Below are 22,970 nucleotides of genomic sequence, written 5' to 3' on the forward strand. Positions count from 1 at the left end.
TCACCGGTCCTTCGTGAAGACAGTCGAATCGCCGAACGGCGTCGCCCACTGGACGACCTCGCATCCGGTCACCTGGCGGTCGCCGGCCTGGCCGCGGATCTGGCGGACCGCCTCGGCCATGTGCCCCCAGCCGCAGAGGTGCGCTTCGGACAGCAGCCCGCCCGCAGTGTTGACCGGCAGCTCGCCGCCGAGTTCGATGCGGCCGTCCTGCAGCCATTCGAGCGCTTGGCCCTCGCCGGCGAAGCCGAACCGCTCCAGCACGAACACCACGTTGGGCGAGAAAGCGTCGTAGAGCTGCAGCGAATCCACATCGCCCGGCCCGGAGAGGCCCGCCATCGCGTAGACCGGATGGTCCTCGACTCGGCGCTCGTCGCCCTGCGTGAACACGCCCAGCCCGGGCGGCGCGAAGATGAACTCGTCCCGGCCGGCGCGCAGGCCCTGCATTCCGGAGACGATCACCGCGGGCTGCCGCAGATCGCGCGCTCGCTCCACTGTGGTCACCAGCAGGCAGGCGCCGCCATCGCTGAGCAGCGCGAAGTCCGGACGGCGCAAGGGCTCCACGATGTAGGGCTGCGCGTCGTAATCCGCTTGCTCCAGCGGTTTGGTCATCTGCGCGTTGGGGTTGAGCCGGGCGTGGCGGCGCATGGCCATCGGCACCGCGGAGATCAGCGCGGGGTCGACGCCGTACCGCTCGCAGTACCGGCGGAACGCCATCGCCGCGCCCGCGCCGGGGGCGGTCATCCCGTAATGCGGCAGTTCCCCGTGCGAGCCGCCGCCTTGGCGCAGGCCTTCCGCGTCGCCCGCGCCGCCGACCATGCCCAGCCCGGAGAAAGACACTCCGGCCAGGCAAGCGGCCACCTCCGTGGTGCCGAGCGCCACGGCCTGTGCGGCGGCTTGCAGCGCGGGACCGACGAACCGGCCGTGGCTCCAGGTCTGCACGGCGGCGCGGATCCGCAGGCCGAACGCCTCCGCCACCCGGTCGTAGTCGATCGACAGCGGATAGCCGACGTTGGTGAACAGCCCGTCCACGTCCCCGGCACCGAGTCCGGCGTCGTCCAGCCCCAGCTGAAGCGCCTCGGCGGCCAGGTCGAGGCCGCTGCGCGCGGATTTCCGGGACAGCTCGGTGATGCCGATCCCGACTATCGCCACCTGGCGTACCGGTCCTAGCGGCATGATCGTTCCTTTCTCGAAGCGTCAGAGAATCGCGTGCGCGTTGGCGGGGCTGCCGACCCCGCGCGGCAGCGGCAGCACCCCGGAGACGAGGAAGAACTCGTAGCTCCCCCGCTCCGCGCACGCCCGCGCGAGCCGGTCCAGCAGCCACAGCTCGCCCAGCGGCATGCCCTGCAACGCGATCAGCCGCCGGTGCAGGAAGCCCTTGGCGCGGTCCACCGGGAAGACCTCGACGCCGACGTTGTCCATCGCGACCGCGGCGAATTCCCGGTCCCAGAGATAGCCGGCCATGTCCTTCGCCGACTCCAGCCCGGGGCAAGCGAAACCGGTGCCGATCGTTCCGCGCAGCGCGGCCCGGTCCCGCGCCGGCAGCTGCCGGTACCACTCCGTCCATCCGGTGCGGACCACGAGAATGTCCCCGGACGCGAAGACGGTTCCCTGCGCGTCGGCGACTTCGTCGAGCAGCGCGGCGGTGATCTCCACTGGCTCGTCCGGCGCGAGCGGCGTGCCTTGCGCCGCCAGGTGCCCGGCGACGTCGACCAGCACCCCACGCCCGCCGAAGCCGTGTTCAGCCCACCGGTCGACGCCCAGAACTTCGCTGTCCGCCAGGTCGGCTTCGCTGCGGCCGCCCCAGTAGCCGTGTCGTCCGGCTTTGATGTGCCGCAGCCCGTCCCACTGCGAGGAACCCTGCAGATAGAACCCGTCCAGCCGGTCGTCGTGCCCGGCCGCGGTGTCCTCCACGACGTGCTGGAAGACATCGCGCTCGTCGAACAGGCCAGGATCAGGCTCGTTCAGCGGCAGCGTCAGCGGGATCATCTGCCCGCTGCGCACCGTCTTCGCCGCGGCGAGCCGCTGCTGCGGTCCGATCAGGTTGAGCGTGCCGATTTCGTCCGCGCGCCCCCACACGTCCCACGCGTGGTGCTCGTCCCGGTCCGGCAGCGTCGGCAGGTCCGCGAACGCCGGGGTGCGCCGCCCGGTCATCCCGCCTCCAGCATCTCGCGCAGTTTGAGCTTGCTGACCTTCCCGGTGTGGGTCTGCGGCACCGCCGCCGAATCCAGCACCACGACCCGGGCGGGCACCTTGTAGCTCGCGGCCCGGGACCGGACGTACTCCCGCAACCTGCCCGCCAGTTCGGTTCCCTCCGCGCCGCTGCGCGCGTCCGCGACGACGACGCAGGCCATCTCCTGGTCGCCGTCCGGAGTGGACAGTCCGAAGACGTACGCCTGGTCGACCTCGGCGTGCTCGCCGAGGATGCCCTCGATCTCCACCGGCGCGACGTTGATGCCCTTGATCTTGAGCATTTCCTTCCAGCGGCCGCCGAACGACAGCCGTCCGTCCGCGTCGACCGATCCGAGGTCGCCGGTGCGGAACCAGCCGTCCGGGGAATGCGTGCCGCCGCTGACGTCCGATCCGCTGAGGTAGCCGTCGATCACGCAGCCCCGGATCTCGATCTCGCCGCTGACCCCGGGCGGGCACACCGCGCCGGACTTGTCCACGATGCGGATCTCCTGGGTCGGCAGCCGCCTGCCTTGGGTGTGCAGCTTGACTTCCGGCAGGTCGCTCGCGTCGGTCATGGTCACGAAGCCGTACGACTCGGTCAGCCCGTAGGCGCTGCACGCCTCGGTGATGCCGAGCCCTTCGATGGCCAGCCGTTTGTCCTCGGCGTTGAACCCGACCGGCCCGGTCCGCAGCGACGAGATGTCCCGGCTGCCGAAGCTCGGCGCGGCCAGCAGCGCACGGACCGCGGTCGCGAGTCCATAAGAGACAGTGCACCGTTCGCGCTCGATGAAGGCCAGCGACGCGTCGCCGTCGACCTTCTCCTCGATGCACAAGGTCAAGCCGTGGCTCAGCGCGACCGGAAGCGCGTTACAGGCCCCGTAACCGAAGAACAACGGCATCGCGAACCACAGCCGGTCGCCCGGCCCGACGTGCATCCGCTCGCCCATCTCGTAGCCGTTGCGCAGCAGCTTGCCGTGCTCCAGCGGCACCGCCTTCGGCAACGCCGTGCTGCCGCTGGTGTAAAGGATCATCGCGAGGTCGTCCGGCCCCGCACTGCGCTCCGGCGCCGGGGCGGGCTCGAGCCCGGACGGGAACGGCTCGCCGGACGGCCAGAACAACGCGCCCAGATACCCGTCGGCGCGGGCTCCGCTCTCGAAGACCTCCCCGTGCCCGGCGGCGGTGAGTTCGGCGAGCATGTCCTTGCCGAACACCTGCTTCTCGGTAACCACCAGGCGCAAGTCAGCGGTGCCGACCAGATGCGCCAGCTCCGCCGACCGGTACCAGGTGTTGACCGGCACCGCGACCAGCCCGGCCCGCTGGGCGCCGAGCATCGTGACCAGCCAGCGCAGCCCGTTCGGCAGCAGGATCCCCACCCGCTCCCCCGGCCGCAGCCCCGCCGCGCGGAACGCGCCCGCCAGGTCGTCGCAGCGCCGGGCGAACTCGGCGAAGGTCAGCCGTCCCTCGGGCGCGACCACCGCCTCCTCGCCGGGAAACAGCTTCGCCAGCGCCGCCAGCGCGTCCGGGAAAGTATCCGGGGCAACCACGTCGTTCCGCCTTTCGTTGTGGCCCGTCATCGGGCGTCCGGGTGCACGACCACATCGGCGCGCAGCAGCGTTCCGGTCTCCGGGTCGGCGAACTCCACGAGTTCGACCCCCGGCCTCGGCTGGCACCACTGGCCGCGTTCGGCGAGCCGTTCGTGCGCCGGGCTTCGACGCACCGCCAAGCCGTCTTCCCGGGGCCATTCCCGCCTGCCGGCGCGGATTCGCTCCCTTTCCCGGCTGGTCTCGGCGACCTCGGGGTCGCCCGCCGCATCGAGCACGACGCCGTAGGAAACCCGCGCCGCGTCGGCCGTCACGACGCCCGCGCGCACGTCCGCCGCGACCAGCTCCGGCCCTCGTTCCAGCGGATCGCCGTACCCGCCACCGCCGCCGACCCGCAGCACCACGACGTCGCCCGCACCGACCGAAAGCCCGAACTGCTTGCCCTGCAACGGTTTCGGTGCGGCAGCGAGGTTCTCGACCCCACGCGGCACCTCGCCCCGGCCGAACGCCTCGTCCGCCTGCGCACCGGAGACCAGCGCGGAACCGCTGGTGGAACCGGGGTAGCCGCCGAAGACCCCGGACGGCGGAACCTGCCAGCAGGCCGCCATGACGTGCTCCTGGCCGCCCGGCGTGTACCACGGCGTGAACGCGAGGTCGATGCCCGCGCCGCCCCGGGTCCGGCCCGGTCCGCCGGAGTTCGGGTTCAGCTTGCGCCACAGGTACAGCACCGGATAGGCGAGTTCGTTGATCTCGATGTCCGGGATGCTGTTCTGCGGCTGGGCGAGCACGCCGCTGACGTCCATGCCGTCCGCGATCGCCTGCGCGCCCGCGCCGCTGCCGCCGCCGTTCATGTCCGGGAACGGCACGAGCCGGCCGGATTCGTCGGGAGCGTAGAAGAAACTGGCGCTCCACGAGTCCTGCCACGGAGCCGTCACGTGCTCGCGGACGAAGGCGTTCTCGCTGCCCGCCTGGAGATCGGCGAGCAGCCTCGTGACCACCTTCCCGATCCGGAACCCGGTCTCGATGTGCCCGGCCCCCATCGGCGCGGGCCGGCGCGCGTCGCAGATCGTGCCCGGCCGGGTGACCACCTCGATCGGGCGCAGCGTGCCCTGGTTGATCGGCAGATCCGGAAGCAGGGTGATCAGCAGCGGCGACACGACCGCACCCAATGTCGTCGCCGCGCTGACGTTGATGAAACCGTCGGTCTGCGGCGCGGATTCGGTCAGGTCGAACCGCAGTGCGTCGTCGCTGACGGTGAGCGTGCAGCGGATCGGGTACAACTCGTCGGCATGCCCGTTGTGCTCGGCGAATTCCTCGGCGGTGAACGTGCCCTTCGGCAAGTCCGCGACCCTGCGCCGGACTGCTTGCTCGGCCAGGTCCTTGGCGGCTTCGACGTAGCGGCGGAAAGTGTCGGCACCGTACTGCCCGACGAGCGCCTGCAGCCGTTCGTCGCAGCGGTGACATGCCGCGATGAAGCACCGGATGTCGTTGAGCACCAGCTCCGGCACCCGGATGTTCGTCTCGATGATCCGCCACACGTCCTCGACCGGACGCCCCTGGTCGACGATCTTCACGCCAGGCAGCCGCAGCGCTTCGCCGTAGACCTCGGTCGCCGTCGGGTCCATCCCGCCCGGAGCGGCGCCGCCGAAATCGTTGACGTGCGCCTCGGCCCAGCACCACGCCACCAGTTCTTCGCCGAAGAAGATCGGCCGGACCACGCCGACGTCGACGGCGTGCGCGTTGCCGGTGGTGAACGGGTCGTTGCAGAGGAACATGTCCCCGGGCCGGATTTCCTGCCGCGGGTAGGTGGCGAGGATGTGCCGGACTGCCTGCCGGGCCGCGCCCAGGTACATCGTGATGTAGCCGGCGTAGCTGATGATGTCGCCCTCGGCGTCGGCGATGAAGGTGGAGAAGTCCACCGCCTCCGCGATCGCGGGGCTGCCGGAGGCGCGCATCATCACCACGCCCATTTCCGCGGCGACGTTGTCCAGGGCCTTGGCGAGAATTTCGACGTCGACCGGGTCGAGCCCGGCCGTGCTGGCGGCGGTCATGCGGTTTCCTCCCCGGCGGTCCGGTCGGTATCGGTCAGCAAGCAGTTGCCCCAGCCGTCCACGTTCAGCTCCCAGCCCTCGGGCAGCGAGACGGTGGTCAGCGAGTGTTCGATCAGCGCCGGGCCGGAAATCCTGGCCCCGGCGGTGATCCGCCGCGCGTCGTAAACGTCCACTTCGGACTCTCCGGCGCGCTGGATCCGCCTGCGGCCGACCGGTTCGGCCACGCCGTCGGACAGTTCCTGCTCGGCCGGTTCGAAGAAGTCGACCCGGCCGGTCGCGGTGACCCGCACCGACATCAGCACCACCGGGCTGCCCACCCAAGCCGTGCCCTCGCCGTACTCCTGCTCGTAGCGCGCGGCGAATCCGTCCTGGATCGCGACCAGATCCGCTTCGCCGAAGTCGCCGCGGCGCGGGATCGGCACCCGAAGTTCCCATTGCTGGCCGAGGAACTTGAAGTCGCCTTCCCAGCGGATGTCGATCCGGTCGTCCGCGTAGCCCGCGGCGTGCAAGGCCTCGACCAGTTCCGCGTCAAGCTCCTTCAGCGCGGCACGCACCGCATCGGCGCCGCCGCCTTGCCACATCACCGACCGCGCGCGGGTGCGCATGTCGTCGCTGGAAAGCAAGCCGCGCGCGGAGAACACCGCCGCTTCGGCCGGGATCACGATCTGCCGGATGCCGACCGAACGGGCGATGTCCGCGGCGAACAGGCCGAGCGCGCCGCCGAAAGCCACCATCGCGAACCGGCGCGGATCGTGTCCGCGCTCCACCGTTACGGCGCGGACGGCGTTGCCCATGTCCGCGACCACCATCCGGTGCACCGCCGCCGCGGCCTGCACCGCGTCCACGCCCAGCGGTTTCCCGATCTCGCGGGCGAGGGCGTCGCCGGCGCTGACCGTGTCGAGCGACCGGCGACCGTCCAGAAAGGACCCGGAATCCAGCAGCCCGAGCACCGCGGACGCGTCGGTCACCGTCGGCCGCGTGCCGCCTTTGCCGTAGCAGATCGGCCCCGGCTCGGCTCCCGCGCTGTGCGGCCCGACCTGCGGAACGCCGCGCGAATCCAGCCACGCGATACTGCCGCCGCCGGTGCCGATGGGCAGCACGTCGATCTTGGACAGCGCGGTCAGGAACCGCTCCCCCAGCATCACCCGCCGGGTCACGTTAGGGGTCGCGTCGCGCAGCACCGAGACGTCGAACGACGTTCCGCCCATGTCGGCGGTCACGATGTCCTTCAGGCCCAGCCGGTCGGCCAGCGCCCGCGCCCCGATCACGCCGCCCGCCGGACCGGAGTCGATGAGCGTGATCGGCCGCTGCCGGGCTTCCGCCGCGCTCGACGTGCCGCCGAAACCCTGCATGAACGCAACCGGTTCGCGCAGTCCGCGCGCCGCCAGCTCGCGCTCGATCCGCTCGGTGTACTCGGCGACCCGGATCCCGGTGAACGCGTTGAGCACCGTGGTCATCGTCCGCTCGTACTCCCGGATCACCGGGTGCAGCCGCGACGCGACGCTCAAGAACAGCTCCGGATGCTCGGCCTCGACGATCGAGGCGAGCAGTTCCTCGTGCTCCGGGTTCGCGAAGCCCCACAACAGGGAAACGGCGATCGAATCGACGCCCTTGGCCGCCAGTGCTTCCACCGCCTCGCGCGCCCGCCGCTCGGTCAGCGGAACGACGACCCGGCCCTTGCGGTCGATCCGCTCGGGCACCTCGAGCACGTTCTCGCGGGCGACGATCTGCGGAAGGCTGAGCTGCTTGTGGTGATCGCGGTGCGCGTTGCGGGCCGAACGCGCGATCAGCAGGTTGTCGCCGAAGCCCTGCGTGGTGATCAGGCCGACCTTCGCGCCGCGCAGTTCGGCGACCGCGTTCGTCACGACGGTCGTGCCGTTGACGAACCGCGTGGTCGCGGCGAGCAGCCCGGGCAGCGGCAGTCCGACACGACCGGCGAGATTTTCCAGCGCGGCAAGCAATCCCGCGGCGAGGTCGTCCGGGACGGTGTCGGACTTGTCCGCATAGGACTGTCCGTCCGAGGCGAGCGCGACGACGTCGGTGAACGTACCGCCGATGTCGCACCCGATCTGAAACGTGACTTCGGAACGCAACGTCATTGTCCTTCCGTGGAACGGCCCCCGGCCTGCGAGCCAGATTAGACACGACATAGTGTCGAGTCAAGCGACAACTTGTCGATTCAGCGGAGATGTGCGGCGAGCTCCGCGGAATCGGTACCGGAGAAGGGTTCTCGGACAGCCCGCAGGACCGTGTCGATCCCCGCGCCCAGCACCGGCTCCGCGTAGGAGCGGAACTTCTCGATCACGGACACCTGCACCCGCTCACAGCTTTCTGCGGACACGACGCGTCCGTCCGTGAGCCGGACTGTCACGCGTGCGTCCCGGCGCGCCGGAAAAGCCGCGTCCGCAACCGGATCCACCGCCACGGAGATCCGCGCGGCCAGCTTGGCCAGCCCAGGATCGAGCGCTCCGGCATAGCGTTCCGGACGGATTTCGCCGTCGGTCAGCGCGGCCGCCACGGCGAACTGCAGGCTCATCTGCCGGGAAATCGGCGCGGTCAGCGCAGTCGCGTTGGCACAGCCCGGATAGCGGGCCGCCACGCCGGACGTGTGCACCGTCGCTTCGACGACCTGCGCGGGGTCGATTCCTTGGGCAGCAAGGGCGATCGCCGCGTCGATCGGTTCCTGAGTCAAGGCGCACGACGGGTGCGCTTTGAAGAACGTCTGCGAGATCGCCATCCGATCCAGCCGGACGTCCGGCGGTCCTGCTTCGTCACGCGCACCGCCGAATGCCTGGCGCAGGCCGAAAATCCCGTCCACCGCCGACGTCGCACCCGTCGCGCCCTCCCCCGCGAGCAACGCGGCGACGACGCCTGCTCGCGCGGCTCCGGCGTTCTGGAAGAACACCTCGGCGGTCCCGTCGCGCGCCCACTGGCACAGACCCGCGGCGGAACTGGCAGCAATACCGAGCGCGTGCGCGGCAGCGATCGGTTTGAGCCCCAGCAAATGCGCGGCCGCCGCCGCGGCGCCAAAGGGACCGAACACGCTGCTGGCCCGCCATCCGCGAGCACCGAACTCCTCGGTCAGCACCGCGGCCGAAACCTGGGCAATGGCCTCGTAGCCGAGCACGATCGCCCGCAGCAGCGCGGGCAACGGCGAGCGGAGCCGCTCCCCGATCGCCAGCGCCGCCGGAATCACCACCGTCCCGGGATGCACGCGGCTTTCGGCATGCGTGTCCTCGTGCAGCAACGCGTGGCAGGCAACGGAATTCGCGAACACCGCGTCCGTGAGCCCGCTCCGCAGGCCGCCGGTCGCCCAGATCGTGGCGTCGCCGCTGCCCGCGATCGCCCTGGCCTGCCTGGCCCACGGCAGGTCGCGTCCGCCGTAGGCACAGGCCAGCGCGTCGAGGAGACAGGTACCGGCTTGGTCGATCAGTTCGCCGGTGATCCCCGGGGCCGCGGTGTCGAGTTGCTCAGCGAGATCGGTGAGCAACACGGGTCACACCCCTTCGCGAGACCGCTCGCTGACCGCCGGGGCCGGCTCCGAGTCCACCACCCGCTTGGCCGCCCGCCGCACGAACAACGCCGCGACCAGGCTCACCAGCGCGCCGAACATCAGGAACAGCGCGGGCGCACGGTTGTCCCCGGTGACTTGCACGAGCGTCTGGCTGACGTACAGCGCCGGACCGCCCAGCAACGTCGCCGCCAACGCGAACCCGACCGCGAACACGGTGGCGCGCACCCGCGCCGGAAGAACCTCCACGTAGGACGCCGGAGCCACCGCCGTGTACAACGCGGGCAGGACGCCAAGCAGCACCGTCATCGCGATGGCCGCGCCGAGGCTTTTCGCCGAGGAGAGCCCGATGAACAGCGGATAGGCCAGCACGAAGGTGCCCGCGGAAAGCCCGAGCAGCATCGGCCACCGGCCCCACCGATCCGACAGCGGTCCGCCCAGCGCGACCAGCACGACCGCCACCGCAATGCTGATCACCGTGGCCAAAGTGGCTTGCGACTGCGAGAAACCCAGACGGATCAAGTACGTCTGCGCGTAGGTGAAGGCGATGTAGTAGCCGACCTGCTGGAACGCGGCGATGCCGAAGATCAGCACGATCAGCCGCCAGTGCGCGGCGAACGACTCCTTGACCGGAGAGGCGGGCACCTGCGTGCGGTTCTCCAGCGCCCGGAACTCGGGGGACTCATCGAGCTTCGAACGGATGTAGAGCCCGACCAGGCCGAGCGGCAGGGCCAGCAGGAACGGGATCCGCCAGCCCCAGCTCGCCATCGCCGCGGGCGTCAGGAGGGTGCTCAGCAACAGCACCGTGCCCGCGGCCAGCAGCAGGCTCGCCACGCTGCCGATCTGCACGCGGCTGGTCATCGCGCCGCGCTTGCCGCGCGGGGTGAACTCGGCGGCGTAAGTCATGGCCGTGCCGTACTCGCCGCCCGCCGCGAGCCCCTGCAGCAACCGGAACAACACCAGCAGAATCGGCGCCCAGACACCGATCGAGGCCACCGGCGGAAGCACGCCGATCGCCGCCGTGCTTCCCGCCATCAGCGCGACGGTGGCCACCAGTGCGGGCTTGCGCCCGATCCGGTCCGCGATCGAGCCGAACAGCAGCGAACCCAGCGGCCGCACCACGAAGGCGACCCCGAACACCGCGAAGGCCGACAGCAACGCGACACCCGGCTGCTGCGCGGGGAAGAACAGTTTCGAAAGGACGACCGTCAGGAAGCCGTAGACCGCGTAATCGTAAGTCTCGACGGTATTGCCGATGGCGGACGCGAAGACCACGCGCCGCATCAGCGCCGGAGACGGAGCGGAGACGCCAGGACTGGAGGACATAGGGGGACGCTCCCGAGTCATCGTTGACAGGTGGGCGAAGACCGGCGTCTTCCCTGTCGACGCCTCGACACCAGGCGGGCAGGCCGCACAGGGCTGCGGCCGTACTCGCCTGACCTGCGCGTTCACTGCCGGCGCAGGTGTCCCTCGAAGAATAAGGACGACACCGTGTCGAGTCAAGCGTCAAGCTGTTGATCTAGGCGCGGGTCAGTCGCGCTCCAGCCCGAGCGCGTCGACCCACAGCCCGGTCACCACATCGAGCAGCTGCGTCCGCTCGATCGCGAACACCTTCTGCACGATCGCGCGGAAACACACCTGGTCGAGCTGCACCATGAGCAGTTCGACCCGCAGCCGCCGCTCCTCGCGCCGGGCCTCCGGGAACTGGACCAAGTACTCCTCCAGGCCGCCGGCCAGCTGGTCGATCTGGTCCTTCCACCGGGCCGCGACCTCGAGGTCGCTGGCCATCGCCTCGTGGATCGCGGGCAGCAGCGCCGCCTGGCTCTCCCACCAGGACAGCGCCCCGTCGAGCCAGGCGCGCACGCTCGCCGCCTTGCCCTCGGCTAGCGCCCGCCCGAGCAGCGACCAGTACTGCGCGCTCTGGTCCTCCCGGACCGCGCGGTAGACCTCGGTGAACACCTCGGCCTTGTTGGTGAAGTGCAGGTAGAACGTCGCCCGGTTGACTTTCGCCGCCTTGGCGATGTCGCCGATCGACGCCTGTCCGTACCCCCGCTCCTCGAACACCTGCCGCGCCGCGGTGATGATCCGCTGCCGCGTCATCCTCCGCTGCTCCTCGCGCACCGAAAGCAGCTCCGTCGATTCATTCGACACGTTGTCGCCCACGCCCCGATGGTAACGCCCTGCGACTTGCCTTCGTCGTTCGTGCGCCGGCTGCGGGAACCCGCTCACGCCGTCCGGTGCCCCAGGTCAGTGCGCGTGGGCGACGAAACCGACCAGGAACTCAGCGAACACGACTGCGAGGACGATCGCGAAGGCCAGGAATCCCAGCGCCCAGCGGCGTGCGTTGAGCAACGGCAGATCATGGGCGGCGGTCTCGGACGGCGGTTCGGCAGGAGAAGCCATGATCTCAGAGTTCCTTCCGGTAGACGATGTCGATGACGACCGCCGCGATCGCGGCCGCCGCCACGCCGATGCCGACGAACACCCAGCCCGCACCGCCGGCTCCCGGCCCGGAGTACCAGCCTTCGGCGTAGATCAGCACGAGGACTGCGAGCAGAAGCGCGCACAGCACGATCAGCCCGGAGAGGCGGCGCAGCTTGGCGCGGGCGCTGCGGCGCAGGTACGCGTCGGCGAGCGCGCCGTCGTCGGTCGAGTCCGATGTGGACATTCGGGCAGACATGTGGTCTCCGTTCTGGGTGCGGTGGTTCAGGAGCGCAGCCGGGCAAGGTGCGCTTTGGGTTCGGTGACGATGAAAAGCGTGCCGACGATGGTGATGGCCGATCCGACGATGACGTACGTGCTGAACGGCGCACCGTAAACGGTTAGCGAGAAAAAGGCGATGAAGAAGAACGCGAGAGTGTTGGTGAGCACGCCGCCGCGAACCGCACCCGCGTAAGAGATCCCGATGTAGTAGCCCATGATCATCCAGATCGCCCAGCCGAGCCCGATCACCGCTCCGATCGCCACGAGCCGCGGTTGAGCCCAGGCGTCGACCGCGATCCGCCGTCCCTCCGGGAACAGCACGACGAGCAGGACGTCGGCGATCAGGAGTTCGAGGAACGCCCGCCACCACAGGAAACTCTCCGGCGGCATGAGGTCGGTGCCCGCGGTGATCGCGAAGCTCTCGAACCCCCAGGTGAGCACGGCGGCAACGATGACGAGCAGACCGACCAGGAAGTACCAGCCGTGCGTCGGCGCGCCGAGTTCGCCGCCGGAGACGGCGAGCCAGATCCCGACGGCCAGCGCGGCCAGGCCGAGCACCGTGGAGGCGCGCAGGATGCGTTCGCGGTACAGCACGGCCGCGATGATCGCGCCCACCACGCCGGCAAGCCCTCCGATGGACCCGGCGAGCGCGCCGCCGATCAGCCCGGACGCGGCGGCGAAGCACAGGTCGCCCACGAATCCGCCGACGGCGACGAAGAGGTTCCACCAGCTGACCCGGTGTCCGAGGATCCGGCCGGTGTCGCGCCAGGTTCCGGTGACGAGCAGGAACACCGCGATCGCGAGGACGCCGAAGGGCACCTGCAGCGCGGCCACGAGCGCGAAGGCACCGGTCGGCTGCTGCCGGTCGAACGGCGGGGTGGAGACGATCGAGCCCAGCAAGCCGAAGGCGAGGCCGAGCGCGGGAGCGGCGAGGATCGCGTAGATCATCCCCATCCGGGTCTTCTTGCCGTCGGCCAGGCGGGACCGTTCGGCCAAGTCGGCCGCAGAGCCTGAGGCGCTCATGCTTGCCTCCCCGCGGGGATTGGCAGTTCGACCGGCAGGTACCGCCGAAGGTCGAGCTGGTACTCGACGAGCCGCCTCGCGGACGCGGCCAGCGCGTAGCGGCGCAGGAGATGGCCGCGATGGCTGCGCTGCCCGACCACGTCCAGCCAGCCCACAGTGGACAGACCGACCAGGCCCTCGCGCAGCCCGGACAGTTCCGCGTCGCGGTAGTGCTGTCGCAACGCCCCGAACAAATGGTGCTCCCACAGGCCTTGCTCGCCGAGATGGTAGAGCACCATCACCGCCTGCATCTTCGGTGCCGGTTTCATCGTTGAAACTCCTTCGCGGTGGACTAGTGGCAGGAACGAGGACAGGTCAGGCCCGCCAGACGGTTTTGACGTTGACGAATTCCCGGATCCCGTGCGCCGACAGCTCGCGGCCGTAGCCGGAATCCTTGGTCCCGCCGAAGGGGACGCCGGGGAACGAAGCGGTGAGCCCGTTGACGAACACTCCCCCGGCTTCGATCTCGCGGGTCGCGCGCTCGATCTCGTCCGGATCGGCGGTCCAGACGCTGGAGCTGAGCCCGAAGTCGGAGTCGTTGGCGAGCCTGATCGCCTCGTCGAGATCGGCGACGCGGTGCACGCAGGCGACCGGGCCGAAGCATTCCTCGCGGTACAGCCGCATGTCCGGCGTCAGTCCGGAAAGGACGGTCGCGGGATAGAAGAACCCCGGCCCGCCCGGCGTCCGGCCGCCGGTCAGGACAGTCGCGCCCTTCGCGATCGCGTCGTCCACGAGTTCTTCGACGTCACGCCGCCCGCGTTCGGTGGCCAGCGGACCGAAAGTCGTTGCCGGGTCCCGGGGATCCCCGGCAGTCGTCGCCGCCATCCCTTCGACGAACCGTGCGGTGAATTCGTCGTAGACATCAGCGTGGACGTAGTAGCGCTTCGCGGCGATGCAGGACTGCCCGGAGTTCTGTACCCGCGCGGTCACCGCCGCTTCGGCGGCCTTCGCGAGGTCCGCGCTCGGGAGTACCAGGAACACGTCAGAGCCCCCGAGTTCGAGCACGGTCTTCTTGATGTTCCGCCCCGCTGCCTCGGCCACAGCGGAGCCGGCTGCCACGGATCCGGTCAGCGTCGCCGCGCGGATCCGGCGGTCCGCGAGAAGCGGAGCCACCTGCTTCGCTTCGATGAGCAGGGCGGGGAAAGACCCGGCGGGGAATCCGGCGCGGTCGAAAAGCTCTCCGAGGTAAAGAGCGCATTGCGGGACGTTCGAGGCGTGCTTGAGCAGCCCGGTGTTCCCGGCCATCAAAGCGGGCGCGGCGAAGCGAATCGTCTGCCAGAGCGGGTAATTCCAGGGCATGACCGCGAGAATCACCCCGAGCGGCTCGAAGCGGACGGCGAGGTCCGCGGCGCCGACAGCGGCCGGATCGACCGGCCGTTCCGGCTCGAGGTACCGCTCGGCGTGGTCGGCGAAATGGCGCAGGCCGGCAGCCGACTTGAGCGTTTCGTAGCGTGCGGAGGCGAGCGTCTTCCCCATTTCGGCGGTGATCAGTTCGGCGACGTCGTCGACCTCGGCCTCCAGCAGGTCGGCGGCGCGGTGCAGCCACGCCGCGCGCTGGGCGAAGGTGGTGCCGGCCAGTTCGCGGAACGCGGTCTGCGCCGCGGCGATCCGGTCCTCGACCTCGGCCGGGGTGTGCGCGGCGAACTCCTTGCGGACGGTTCCGGTCGTCGGATCGACACTGGCGATCGTCATGGCTTTCCTTTCCTGGACAGTTCCGGGCGCCCGCCCGGCGGGCGCGAAGGTGATCGACGGGCAGGTCAGTGCGCTGGCATCCGGCGGGCCAGCCTTTCTCCGGCACGGCGCAGGTAGAGCGCCGGATCGGCGGTCGCCTGGGCCTGGTCGCCGGCGAGTTCGGAGAGGTCCGCCGCGGCCTGGAACAGTCCCGTGATAGGCGCGGCGATCCGGCCCGCGACGAGGAGCGCGGGCACCCGCGCCGCGGCCGCGAGCGCGGACACGTGGCCAGCGAGTTTTCCCGACCGGGATTGCGCGTCGAACCGGCCCTCCCCTGTGACGACGACGTCCGCGCCCGCGACGGCGGCAGGCAGCCCGGCCAGTGCGCCGACGAACTCGCTTCCCCGGGCCAACTGCGCTCCCCAGGCCAGGAGCCCGAACGCGGTCCCGCCCGCCGCGCCGGCCCCGGGCGCGGCCGGATCGGCGTCCAGCCGGTCGGCGAGCCGCCGGAGATTGCACTCGGCGGCGGGGAGATCGGTCGGCGAAAACCCCTTCTGCGGACCGAAAACCGCTGCGGCGCCGGTAGGTCCGAGCAGCGGATTGGTCACGTCGCTGAGCACCGTCACACCCGCGCGCGGCAGGGGGCGGAGCCCTGTGCAGTCAATGGTTCGCAGCTGTGCCAGACCGCGATTTCCTTGCGGAACCGGGTTTCCTGCCTCGTCGAGCAGCCGGGCACCGAGCGCGGTGAGGACCCCGGCGCCGCCGTCCGTCGATGCGGACCCGCCCAGGGCGAGCAGAAGCCGGGGCACGCCGGCGTCGAGAGCGGCGGCGATCGCGCGGCCGAAGCCGAGCGTGTGCGCCGTGGCGGGGCGGGGCCGGTCGAGCAGCGTGAGGCCGCTGGTGGAGGCGAGTTCGACAACGCCGGTGCCGTCGGGCAGCAGAAGCCAGTGCGCGTGCGCCGGGCTGCCGTGCGGCCCCGGCACGGTGACCGGCATCCTGCGCGCACCGGGCACGACCGCGGCGACCGTGTCGAGAGTGCCCTCTCCTCCGTCGGCAAGCGGCAGTTCCCGCAGCTCGTCGTGCCGGCGCGCGGCAGCCCAGCCTTCGGCCAGCCACCGGGCGGCGTCGGCCGCGCCGGCCGAGCCCTTGAACGAGTCGGGTGCGACGAGCACGCGCAAGGCTCGTTCTCCGGCCGTCATCCCGGCACTCCCGCCGCACCGTCGAAGGTTTCCGCCGCCCGCCGGGCCACGCGATCCGGGTCGGCCCGCCAGAGGTCCTCGTTGAAGATCTCCACTTCGACGTCGCCGCGATAGCCGGCCTTCTCGACCAGCTCCGAGATCGACGCCAGGTCGACGTGCCCTTCGCCGGGCAGACCGCGGGCGAGCAACACGTCCGGCGGCAGCGGCGTGATCCAGTCGCCGACCTGGTAGGAGGCGATCCGGCCGGTCAGCCCGGCGCGGCGGATCTGGTCGCCGAGGCACGGATCCCACCACACATGGAACGTGTCGACCACGACTCCGACGCGGTCCGCAGGGAACTGCTCGGCGATGTCGAGCGCTTGCGCCAGCGTCGAGATCACCCCGCGGTCCGCGGCGTACATCGGGTGCATCGGTTCGATCGCGAGCACCACCCCGGCCGCCGCCGCGTCCTCGGCGAGCACGCCGACCGCGTCCCGCGCCCGGCTCCGTGCCCCGGCGAGGTCCCGGTCGCCCTCGGGGAGACCGCCCGCCACGAGGACCAGCACCGGAGCGGAGCCCGCCGCCCCGGCCGCGGCCAACGCGGCGGTTTCCTCGATCGCCCTGCGGTTTTCGTCGAGCGCTGCCGCCGTGTCAGGCCCGGTGAAGAACCCGCCGCGGCACAGGCTGGACATCCGCAGTCCTGAATCCGCCAGCATCGCTGCCGCCGTTGACAGTCCGACGGCGCCCACCGGTTCCCGCCACACTCCGATCGCCGGAATGCCGGCTTGCCGCGTGACGCGCAGCGCGGTCGCGAAGTCCGCGTGGCGGATCGTCGCCTGGTTCAACGACATCCGCGGGTGCGCGGTCACGCCGGAACCCGGTCGTCGAGGCCGTGCACGGCGAGCAACGAGGTCCACCGCCGCGCGGCCAGTTCGGGATCGGTCAGCGCTCCTGCCTCGTCGGCGAGCCGGAGCGCGGCGGAAAGGTGCGGCAGGCTGCGTGCTGCGTGCAGGCCGCCCGCCATCGCGAAGGCCGGCTGGTGGCCGTTGAGCCAGGAGAGAAAGGCGACCCCGGTCTTGTAGAAGGCGGTCGGCGCGGCGAAAAGGTGCCGCGCCAGGGCTTCGGTCGGTTCGAGGACGCGCCGGTATTCCGCGGAATCGTCCGCGTCGAGCGCCTGCAATGCCGTGGCCGCCAACGGAGCGACGGCCGCGAAGGCGCCGAGCAACGCGTCGCTGTGCGCTTGGCCGTCGCCTTCGATCAGGCTGACGTAGTGGTAGTCGTCCCCGGTGAAGAGCCGTACGCCGTGCGGAAGCCGGGCGCGGAGCGCGATTTCGCGGCCCGGGTCGAGCAGGCTCATCTTGATCCCGCGCACTTTGTCGGCGTTTTGGTGCACGATCCGGAGTACGGTCGCGTCCGCTTCGGCCCCGAAGTAGCCAGCGAGCTGAGGGTCGAACGCCTCGCCGAGCCAGTGCAGGACGACCGGGGCACCCGCCCGCGCGAGCACCTCGCGGTACACCTTCTCGTAGTCCGCGGCCGACGTCGCAATGCGCGAGAGATGCCGACTGGCCATCAGGACGACACCTGCACCGCGGTCTTCGGCGTAGTGGAGCTGGGCGACATAGGCGTCCACGATTTCGCTCAAGGACAACACTTCTTCAGTCAGGTGATCGGTGTTGACCCCGACCACCAGCGCTCCGCCGACCGACGCCGCCTCAGCCGCGCTCCGGGCGATCAACTCGCGCGTGGCAGCCGCGTCGAGTCCCATGTTGCGCTGGGCCGTGTCCATCGCGTCGGCTACGCCGAGCCCCCAGGACCACAGGTGGCGGCGGAACGCGAGCGTGGCGTCCCAATCGAGATCCGCGGGTGCACCCGGCACGTTCTCCGCGGTCGCGCGAGGGACGACGTGCGCCGCGGCGAAGGCGATCCGCGACCGCGACCGCGACGGACTCTCCGGACGTTTCAGCGCGGGAGGAGTCCGCAGCTGGTAACCAGTGACCCGGGCGGCCGAGTCGATAAGAGCGACTTCCGTCATTTCGCCGCTCCGTTCGCCAGCGCCACGCGCGGCGCTTCAAGCGGCGGAAGTTCGACCCGCGCACCGGTGCGGGAGCTCTCCAGTCCCGCTTCGGCGAGCCGCACCCCGCGTGCTCCGGCGAGAAGGTCGTACGGGTGCGGATCGCCGTCGACCACGTGCCGGACGAATTCCTCCCACTGGACCCGGAAACCGTTCTCGAACACCTCGTTGTCCGGGACCTCGCTCCAGTCGGCTCCGTAGTCGTGCGCGTCGGCGAGGTCGGGGTTCCACACCGGACGGGGCGTGCCGGTCCGGTGCTGCGCCCGGCAGCCGAACAAGCCAGCGACCGCGCTGCCGTGCGTGCCGTCGACCTGGAATTCGACGAGTTCCTTGCGGTTCACCCGCACCGCCCAGCTCGAATTCAGCTGCGCGACCACGCCGCCGTCGAGTTCGAAAATCGCGTACGCGGCGTCGTCCGCGGTCGCGGAGTAGGACGCGCCGTTCTCGTCGAACCGGGTCGGGATGTGCGTCACCGCCCGCGCGTAGACCGAGCGGACTTCTCCGAAGAGATTCTCCAGCACGTAATTCCAGTGCGGGAACATGTCGACGACGATTCCGCCGCCGTCCTCGGCCCGGTAGTTCCAGCTCGGCCGCTGCGCGGGCTGTCCGTCTCCCTCGAAGACCCAGTAGCCGAACTCGCCGCGCACGGACAGGATCCGGCCGAAGAACCCGGACCGCACCAGCCTCGCCAGCTTGCGCATGCCGGGCAGGTAAAGCTTGTCGTGCACAACGCCGTTGGGCACGCCGGCCGTTTGGGCGAGCGCGGCCAGTTCCAGCGCCTCGGGCACGGTCTCGGCGGTCGGCTTCTCGGTGTACACGGCCTTTCCCGCGGCGATCGCCCGCCGCAGCACCGCCACCCGCGCCTTCGTGACGAGAAAATCGGCGTAGACGTCCCATCGGTCGTCGCCGAGCGCGGCGTCGAGGTCGGTGGTCCAGTCCGCGATGTCGTGCCGTCGCGCCATTTCGGCAAGCTTCGCGCCGTCGCGGCCCACCAGCAGCGGACGGACCTGAACCCGCTCGCCTCCGCGAAGCCGCACCCCACCCTCGTCGCGCAGCGCGAGGACGGACCGGACGAGATGCTGCCGGTACCCCATCCTCCCGGTGACGCCGTTCATGATGATGCCGATGCTTCGCTGAGCCATGGATTCTCCTGGGGATACGTCGTCGGATCGGCCCCGGCCGGAGCGGGGTCTGCCGCGGTCTGCGCCTTCCCGTCCAGCTAGGGCAAACGCACTGGGAAAGCGCTTTCCAAGCTAGAGAACTTCGCCCATCCGCGTCAAGCCCCACCGCCGGACATCCGAGCCGCGATTCCGGAAAGCGCTAGCATCGCGACCGTGAGTCGCCGACGTACGCCGAACCCCGCCGAGCCCGAAGAAGCCGCGGCCACCCTCGCCGACGTCGCCGAGCGGGCGGGGGTTTCCCTCGCGACCGCTTCGCGAGTGCTGAACGGCAGCACCCGCCAGGTGAAAGAAGCGTTGCGAGCCAAGGTTCTCGCCGCCGCGGCGGAACTCGACTACTCGCCGAACGCCCAGGCACAGGCGATGGCCCGCGGCAGCACCGCCACACTCGGGCTGATCGTGCACGACATCGCCGACCCGTACTTCTCCAGCATCGCGGCCGGAGTCATCGCCGCCGCCGGCGAACGGGGCCTGCTGGTCACCGTCGCCAGCACTCAGCGCGACCCGGCCGCCGAGCTGCGCCACGTGGAACTGCTGCGCAGGCAGCGCGCGCAGACGGTGATCCTCGCCGGTTCACGAGTCGACGATCCCGCACTGCTGGACCCGATGCGGGCCATCCTGCGGAAATACACCCAGGGCGGCGGACGAGCCGCGTGCATCGGGCAGGACGGGCTCGGAATCGGCACCGTCGTCGTCGAAAACCGGCTGAGCGCCGCCGCGCTCGCCGACGCGCTGCATCGCGCGGGACATCGCCGATTCGCAGTGCTGGCGGGGCCGCCCTCGCTGCTCACGGCCCGCGACCGGGCCGAAGGGTTCGCCTTCGGATTGTCCGAGCACGGCGCGGAACCCGCGGCCGAACACCAGATCTCGTGCGACTTCACGCGTTCCGGCGGGTACGACGCGACCAAGGCGCTGCTCGAACGGGCCGAAGGCAAGCCGCCGGTCGACTGCCTGTTCGCGGTCAACGACGTGATGGCACTCGGCGCTCTCGCGGCAGCACGGGAAGCAGGCCTGCGGGTACCCGAGGACATCGGCATCGCCGGGTTCGACGACATCAGCCCGCTCCGGGACGTCGTTCCCGGCCTCACCACCGTCCGCCTCCCGATGACGGACATGGGCGCGGACGCGGTCAAGATCGCCCTCGACGAAGCGGCCGAGACCCCGCGCCGCCATCGCGTGCGGGGCGAAGTCGTCCTCCGCGACAGCACCCGCTCTTCCGCTGGCTGACCGCGCGGCGCCCACCAGCTGCCAGTCCGCCCGTCACGCCGACGACTGCGTCTCGCTCGGATCAGGGCCGCCTCTTGCATCCGGGAACGACCTCGCCTACGGTACGCCGGAAAGCGCTTACCAACGGCGGTGTGCGAGAGGAATCCGATGGAGCAAGCTGACGTCCTGATCATCGGCGCGGGAGCGTCGGGCGGGGTCGCCGCGGGAGCACTGACGAAGGCCGGATTCGACGTGGTGTGCCTGGAACAAGGCGACTGGTCCGACCGGGCCGGCTACCCGGCCCAGCGCGAAACGTACGAACTCGAAGCGCGCAAACAATGGTCGGCCAGCCCGAACATCCGGCAGAACCCCGCCGACTACCCCGTCGACGACTCGCATTCCGCGGTCGCGCCGCTGATGTACTCGGGAGTCGGCGGAAGCATGATCCTTTACGCGGGCGACTGGCCACGGTTGCTGCCGTCCGATTTCCGGGTGCGCACGCTGGACGGCGTCGCCGACGACTGGCCGCTTCGCTACGCGGACCTGCAACCGTTCTACGAACGCACGGACGCGGCGTTCGGCGTGTCCGGCGCGGGCGGGGACCCGGCCTACCCCGACGGTGCCGAACCGCCCCTCCCGCCGCTGCCGATCGGCCGGATCGGTGCGCGGATGGCCGAAGCGCACGACAAGCTGGGGTGGCACTGGTGGCCGGCCGCGCAGGCGGTGCTGTCCGCACCGCACCGAGGGCGGCGGCCGTGCGTCCAGTTCGGATCGTGCATGCAGGGCTGTCCGGAAGGCGCCAAGGCATCGACCGACCTCACCCACTGGCCCGCCGCGGTCGCCGGCGGCGCGCGCCTGCTGACCGGGGCACGCGTGGCCCGGATCCTGATGTCCGCCAACGGACTCGCCACCGGAGCCGAATACGTCCTCCCGGACGGATCCTGGCATTCCGTCCGGGCCGGCGTGGTGATCATGGCGGCCAACGCCATCGGCACGCCGCGGATCCTGCTCAATTCGGCCACGCCCGCGCACCCGGACGGACTCGGCAATTCCAGCGGCCTGCTCGGACGGCGGCTGATGGTGCACCCGTTCGCCAACGTCACCGGGTACTTCGACGAGGACCTGGAAAGCTGGCGGGGCCACGTCGGCGCGAAGATCACCTCCTACCAGTTCTACGAAACCGACACCGACCGCGGTTTCGTGCGAGGCGCGAAGTGGAGCCTCGCCCCGACCGGCGGCCCGCTCAACGCCGCGCTGCCGACCCGCGCGGGCGAGGAGGTGTGGGGCCCCGCGCACCACGAGCACGTCCGCCGCCATCTCGGCCGGACCATCAGCTGGGGCATTTTCGGCGAAGACCTGCCCGACGAGGAAAACCGCGTCACGGTCGGCACCGGGCTCGCCGATTCCTCCGGCATCCCCGCGCCCCGGATCGACTACTCCGTCAGCGAAAACTCGCGCCGCCTGCTCGATTTCCACATCGCACGGGCCACCGAGTCCCTCCGCGCAGCCGGGGCGCGCGACGTCGCGACCGAATCGCTCATGCGGTATTCCGGCTGGCACCTCCTCGGCACCGCGCGGATGGGCACCGACCCGGCGACGTCGGTAGTCGACGAGTACGGGAAATCCCACGACATCCCCAATCTGTACATCGTGGACGGCAGCGTGTTCGTCACCTCCGGCGGCGTCAACCCCACCAGCACCATCGCCGCGCTCGCCCTGCGCACCACGGAACACCTGATCTCGAACCGCCGGAACCAGCCCGTCCCCGCCTGATCGGAGCACTCATGCTTGCGACACCGGACCACCACCTGCCCGGCGAGTGCCGCGACTGGCTGCGAGCACTCGCCGACGACCTGATCCCCGCAGCCGGCCCGATGCCCTCCGCCGCCGCGGCCGGCATCGACAGCGAACAGCTCGACGTCGTCCTCCGAGCCCGGCCGGACCTCGTCCCCGACCTGCTCCGCGCGTGGACTGCCACCACCGGGCTGCCTGCCGGCGCCGCCCTCAAACACCTGCGCGACCTCGACGACGCCGGGTACCAAGCAGTCCTGCTCGCGGCCGCGGGCAGCTACTACACGAACCGCGAGGTGCGCGAACTTCTCGGCTACACCGGCCAACAGCCCCGTACTGTCCACATCGCCGAGGACATCGACGAGGACCTCTTGCTCCGGGTCATGGAACGCGGCCCGATCTACCGGCCCGCGTGATCGCCGCCCGGACCGGAGCGGCAGCCGCCATCTCGCCGGATACAGAGAACGACCACGATGCGGCCGGCTGAGCGGACGATTCGTTCTCCGCGGGCGACGAATACCTCGTAATGCCGGAGGCTTCGGCGGGGTGCCGCGAACCGGACGACGCGTTGCGCCGCCGCACTGGTGCGCGTGCAGCGGCTCGGCGTGCTCAATAGGGGCAACAGCTCTGGTGCCGGCTGGGCGAGATGACCGCTTCACGAGAAGGCCTCGTCGTCACAGGGCCAATCGCAAGTATTCGGCAAGGCGGGACACCGGCTGGCGGACTGTAAGTGTCGCTTTCACGCGGCGACGAACTGCCTCCTCGCCTCCGACGCGGCCTTGTCGCCCAGAGGATTCGGCACCGGCACGGCCGGTCGGCACCGCGGTGCCGGTGCCCG

Annotated in this window: 20 protein-coding genes; 3 read left to right on the forward strand and 17 right to left on the reverse strand. The window is 70.6% G+C overall.

Annotated elements, in window-relative coordinates:
- From H4281_RS33585 to H4281_RS33665, 17 genes are all read right to left on the reverse strand, one after another.
- Positions 1 to 1,173, reverse strand: coding sequence for a thiolase family protein (locus tag H4281_RS33585; RefSeq protein WP_182894866.1), 1,173 nt, complete (start codon positions 1,171 to 1,173; stop codon positions 1 to 3).
- 21 nt (positions 1,174 to 1,194) lie between these two features.
- Positions 1,195 to 2,151, reverse strand: coding sequence for a cyclase family protein (locus H4281_RS33590; protein WP_182894867.1), 957 nt, complete (start codon positions 2,149 to 2,151; stop codon positions 1,195 to 1,197).
- A complete protein-coding gene (locus H4281_RS33595; RefSeq protein ID WP_312872227.1) occupies positions 2,148 to 3,713 on the reverse strand; it encodes a class I adenylate-forming enzyme family protein in 1,566 nt (521 codons plus the stop codon). The genes H4281_RS33590 and H4281_RS33595 overlap by 4 nt, the downstream gene beginning before the upstream one ends.
- A gap of 26 nt (positions 3,714 to 3,739) precedes the next feature.
- Positions 3,740 to 5,761: a hydantoinase B/oxoprolinase family protein gene (locus tag H4281_RS33600; protein WP_182894869.1), complete on the reverse strand. Its 2,022-nt coding sequence runs from the start codon at positions 5,759 to 5,761 to the stop codon at positions 3,740 to 3,742.
- The gene (locus H4281_RS33605) at positions 5,758 to 7,860 is read right to left on the reverse strand and encodes a hydantoinase/oxoprolinase family protein (protein WP_182894870.1); all 2,103 of its coding nucleotides are present in this window, start codon (positions 7,858 to 7,860) and stop codon (positions 5,758 to 5,760) included. The genes H4281_RS33600 and H4281_RS33605 overlap by 4 nt, the downstream gene beginning before the upstream one ends.
- Before the next feature lie 80 nt (positions 7,861 to 7,940).
- Complete coding sequence (locus tag H4281_RS33610; RefSeq protein ID WP_182894871.1) at positions 7,941 to 9,254, reverse strand: MmgE/PrpD family protein; 1,314 nt, start codon at positions 9,252 to 9,254, stop codon at positions 7,941 to 7,943.
- A gap of 3 nt (positions 9,255 to 9,257) precedes the next feature.
- On the reverse strand, positions 9,258 to 10,598 hold the full coding sequence (locus H4281_RS33615) for an MFS transporter (protein WP_220508208.1): 1,341 nt from the start codon (positions 10,596 to 10,598) through the stop codon (positions 9,258 to 9,260).
- Between the two features lie 204 nt (positions 10,599 to 10,802).
- Positions 10,803 to 11,435 carry a TetR/AcrR family transcriptional regulator gene (locus H4281_RS33620; protein WP_182894872.1) on the reverse strand — a complete coding sequence of 211 codons (633 nt, stop codon included), beginning with the start codon at positions 11,433 to 11,435 and terminating at the stop codon, positions 10,803 to 10,805.
- A gap of 84 nt (positions 11,436 to 11,519) precedes the next feature.
- A complete protein-coding gene (locus tag H4281_RS33625) occupies positions 11,520 to 11,675 on the reverse strand; it encodes a hypothetical protein (protein ID WP_182894873.1) in 156 nt (51 codons plus the stop codon).
- 4 nt (positions 11,676 to 11,679) lie between these two features.
- Positions 11,680 to 11,952: a hypothetical protein gene (locus H4281_RS33630; protein WP_143271475.1), complete on the reverse strand. Its 273-nt coding sequence runs from the start codon at positions 11,950 to 11,952 to the stop codon at positions 11,680 to 11,682.
- 26 nt (positions 11,953 to 11,978) lie between these two features.
- Complete coding sequence (locus H4281_RS33635) at positions 11,979 to 12,998, reverse strand: EamA family transporter (RefSeq protein ID WP_182894874.1); 1,020 nt, start codon at positions 12,996 to 12,998, stop codon at positions 11,979 to 11,981.
- Entirely contained in the window at positions 12,995 to 13,306 is a 312-nt protein-coding gene (locus H4281_RS33640) for a hypothetical protein (protein ID WP_182894875.1), read from the reverse strand. The genes H4281_RS33635 and H4281_RS33640 overlap by 4 nt, the downstream gene beginning before the upstream one ends.
- A gap of 46 nt (positions 13,307 to 13,352) precedes the next feature.
- Positions 13,353 to 14,729: an aldehyde dehydrogenase AldH gene (gene aldh, locus H4281_RS33645; protein ID WP_182894876.1), complete on the reverse strand. Its 1,377-nt coding sequence runs from the start codon at positions 14,727 to 14,729 to the stop codon at positions 13,353 to 13,355.
- Between the two features lie 65 nt (positions 14,730 to 14,794).
- Positions 14,795 to 15,907 carry a glycerate kinase gene (locus H4281_RS33650; RefSeq protein WP_182894877.1) on the reverse strand — a complete coding sequence of 371 codons (1,113 nt, stop codon included), beginning with the start codon at positions 15,905 to 15,907 and terminating at the stop codon, positions 14,795 to 14,797.
- The gene (locus H4281_RS33655) at positions 15,904 to 16,755 is read right to left on the reverse strand and encodes a sugar phosphate isomerase/epimerase family protein (RefSeq protein ID WP_237599492.1); all 852 of its coding nucleotides are present in this window, start codon (positions 16,753 to 16,755) and stop codon (positions 15,904 to 15,906) included. Before H4281_RS33655 ends, H4281_RS33650 begins: the two co-directional genes overlap by 4 nt.
- Entirely contained in the window at positions 16,752 to 17,918 is a 1,167-nt protein-coding gene (locus tag H4281_RS33660; RefSeq protein ID WP_182894878.1) for a DUF993 family protein, read from the reverse strand. Before H4281_RS33660 ends, H4281_RS33655 begins: the two co-directional genes overlap by 4 nt.
- Positions 17,915 to 19,099, reverse strand: coding sequence for a Gfo/Idh/MocA family protein (locus tag H4281_RS33665; protein ID WP_182894879.1), 1,185 nt, complete (start codon positions 19,097 to 19,099; stop codon positions 17,915 to 17,917). Before H4281_RS33665 ends, H4281_RS33660 begins: the two co-directional genes overlap by 4 nt.
- A 192-nt stretch (positions 19,100 to 19,291) precedes the next feature.
- On the opposite strand from H4281_RS33665, the gene H4281_RS33670 reads away from it, so the two are divergent.
- The 3 genes from H4281_RS33670 to H4281_RS33680 all read left to right on the forward strand — a co-directional run bounded on the left by H4281_RS33670 (position 19,292) and on the right by H4281_RS33680 (position 22,548).
- Entirely contained in the window at positions 19,292 to 20,362 is a 1,071-nt protein-coding gene (locus tag H4281_RS33670) for a LacI family DNA-binding transcriptional regulator (RefSeq protein ID WP_182894880.1), read from the forward strand.
- Positions 20,363 to 20,509: 147 nt separating this feature from the next.
- A complete protein-coding gene (locus H4281_RS33675; RefSeq protein ID WP_182894881.1) occupies positions 20,510 to 22,114 on the forward strand; it encodes a GMC family oxidoreductase in 1,605 nt (534 codons plus the stop codon).
- An 11-nt stretch (positions 22,115 to 22,125) separates the two neighbouring features.
- Entirely contained in the window at positions 22,126 to 22,548 is a 423-nt protein-coding gene (locus H4281_RS33680; protein ID WP_182894882.1) for a hypothetical protein, read from the forward strand.
- Positions 22,549 to 22,970: the final 422 nt, after the last annotated feature.

Origin of the sequence: Amycolatopsis dendrobii, from assembly GCF_014145675.1 — a bacterium.
Lineage (GTDB): Bacteria > Actinomycetota > Actinomycetes > Mycobacteriales > Pseudonocardiaceae > Amycolatopsis > Amycolatopsis dendrobii.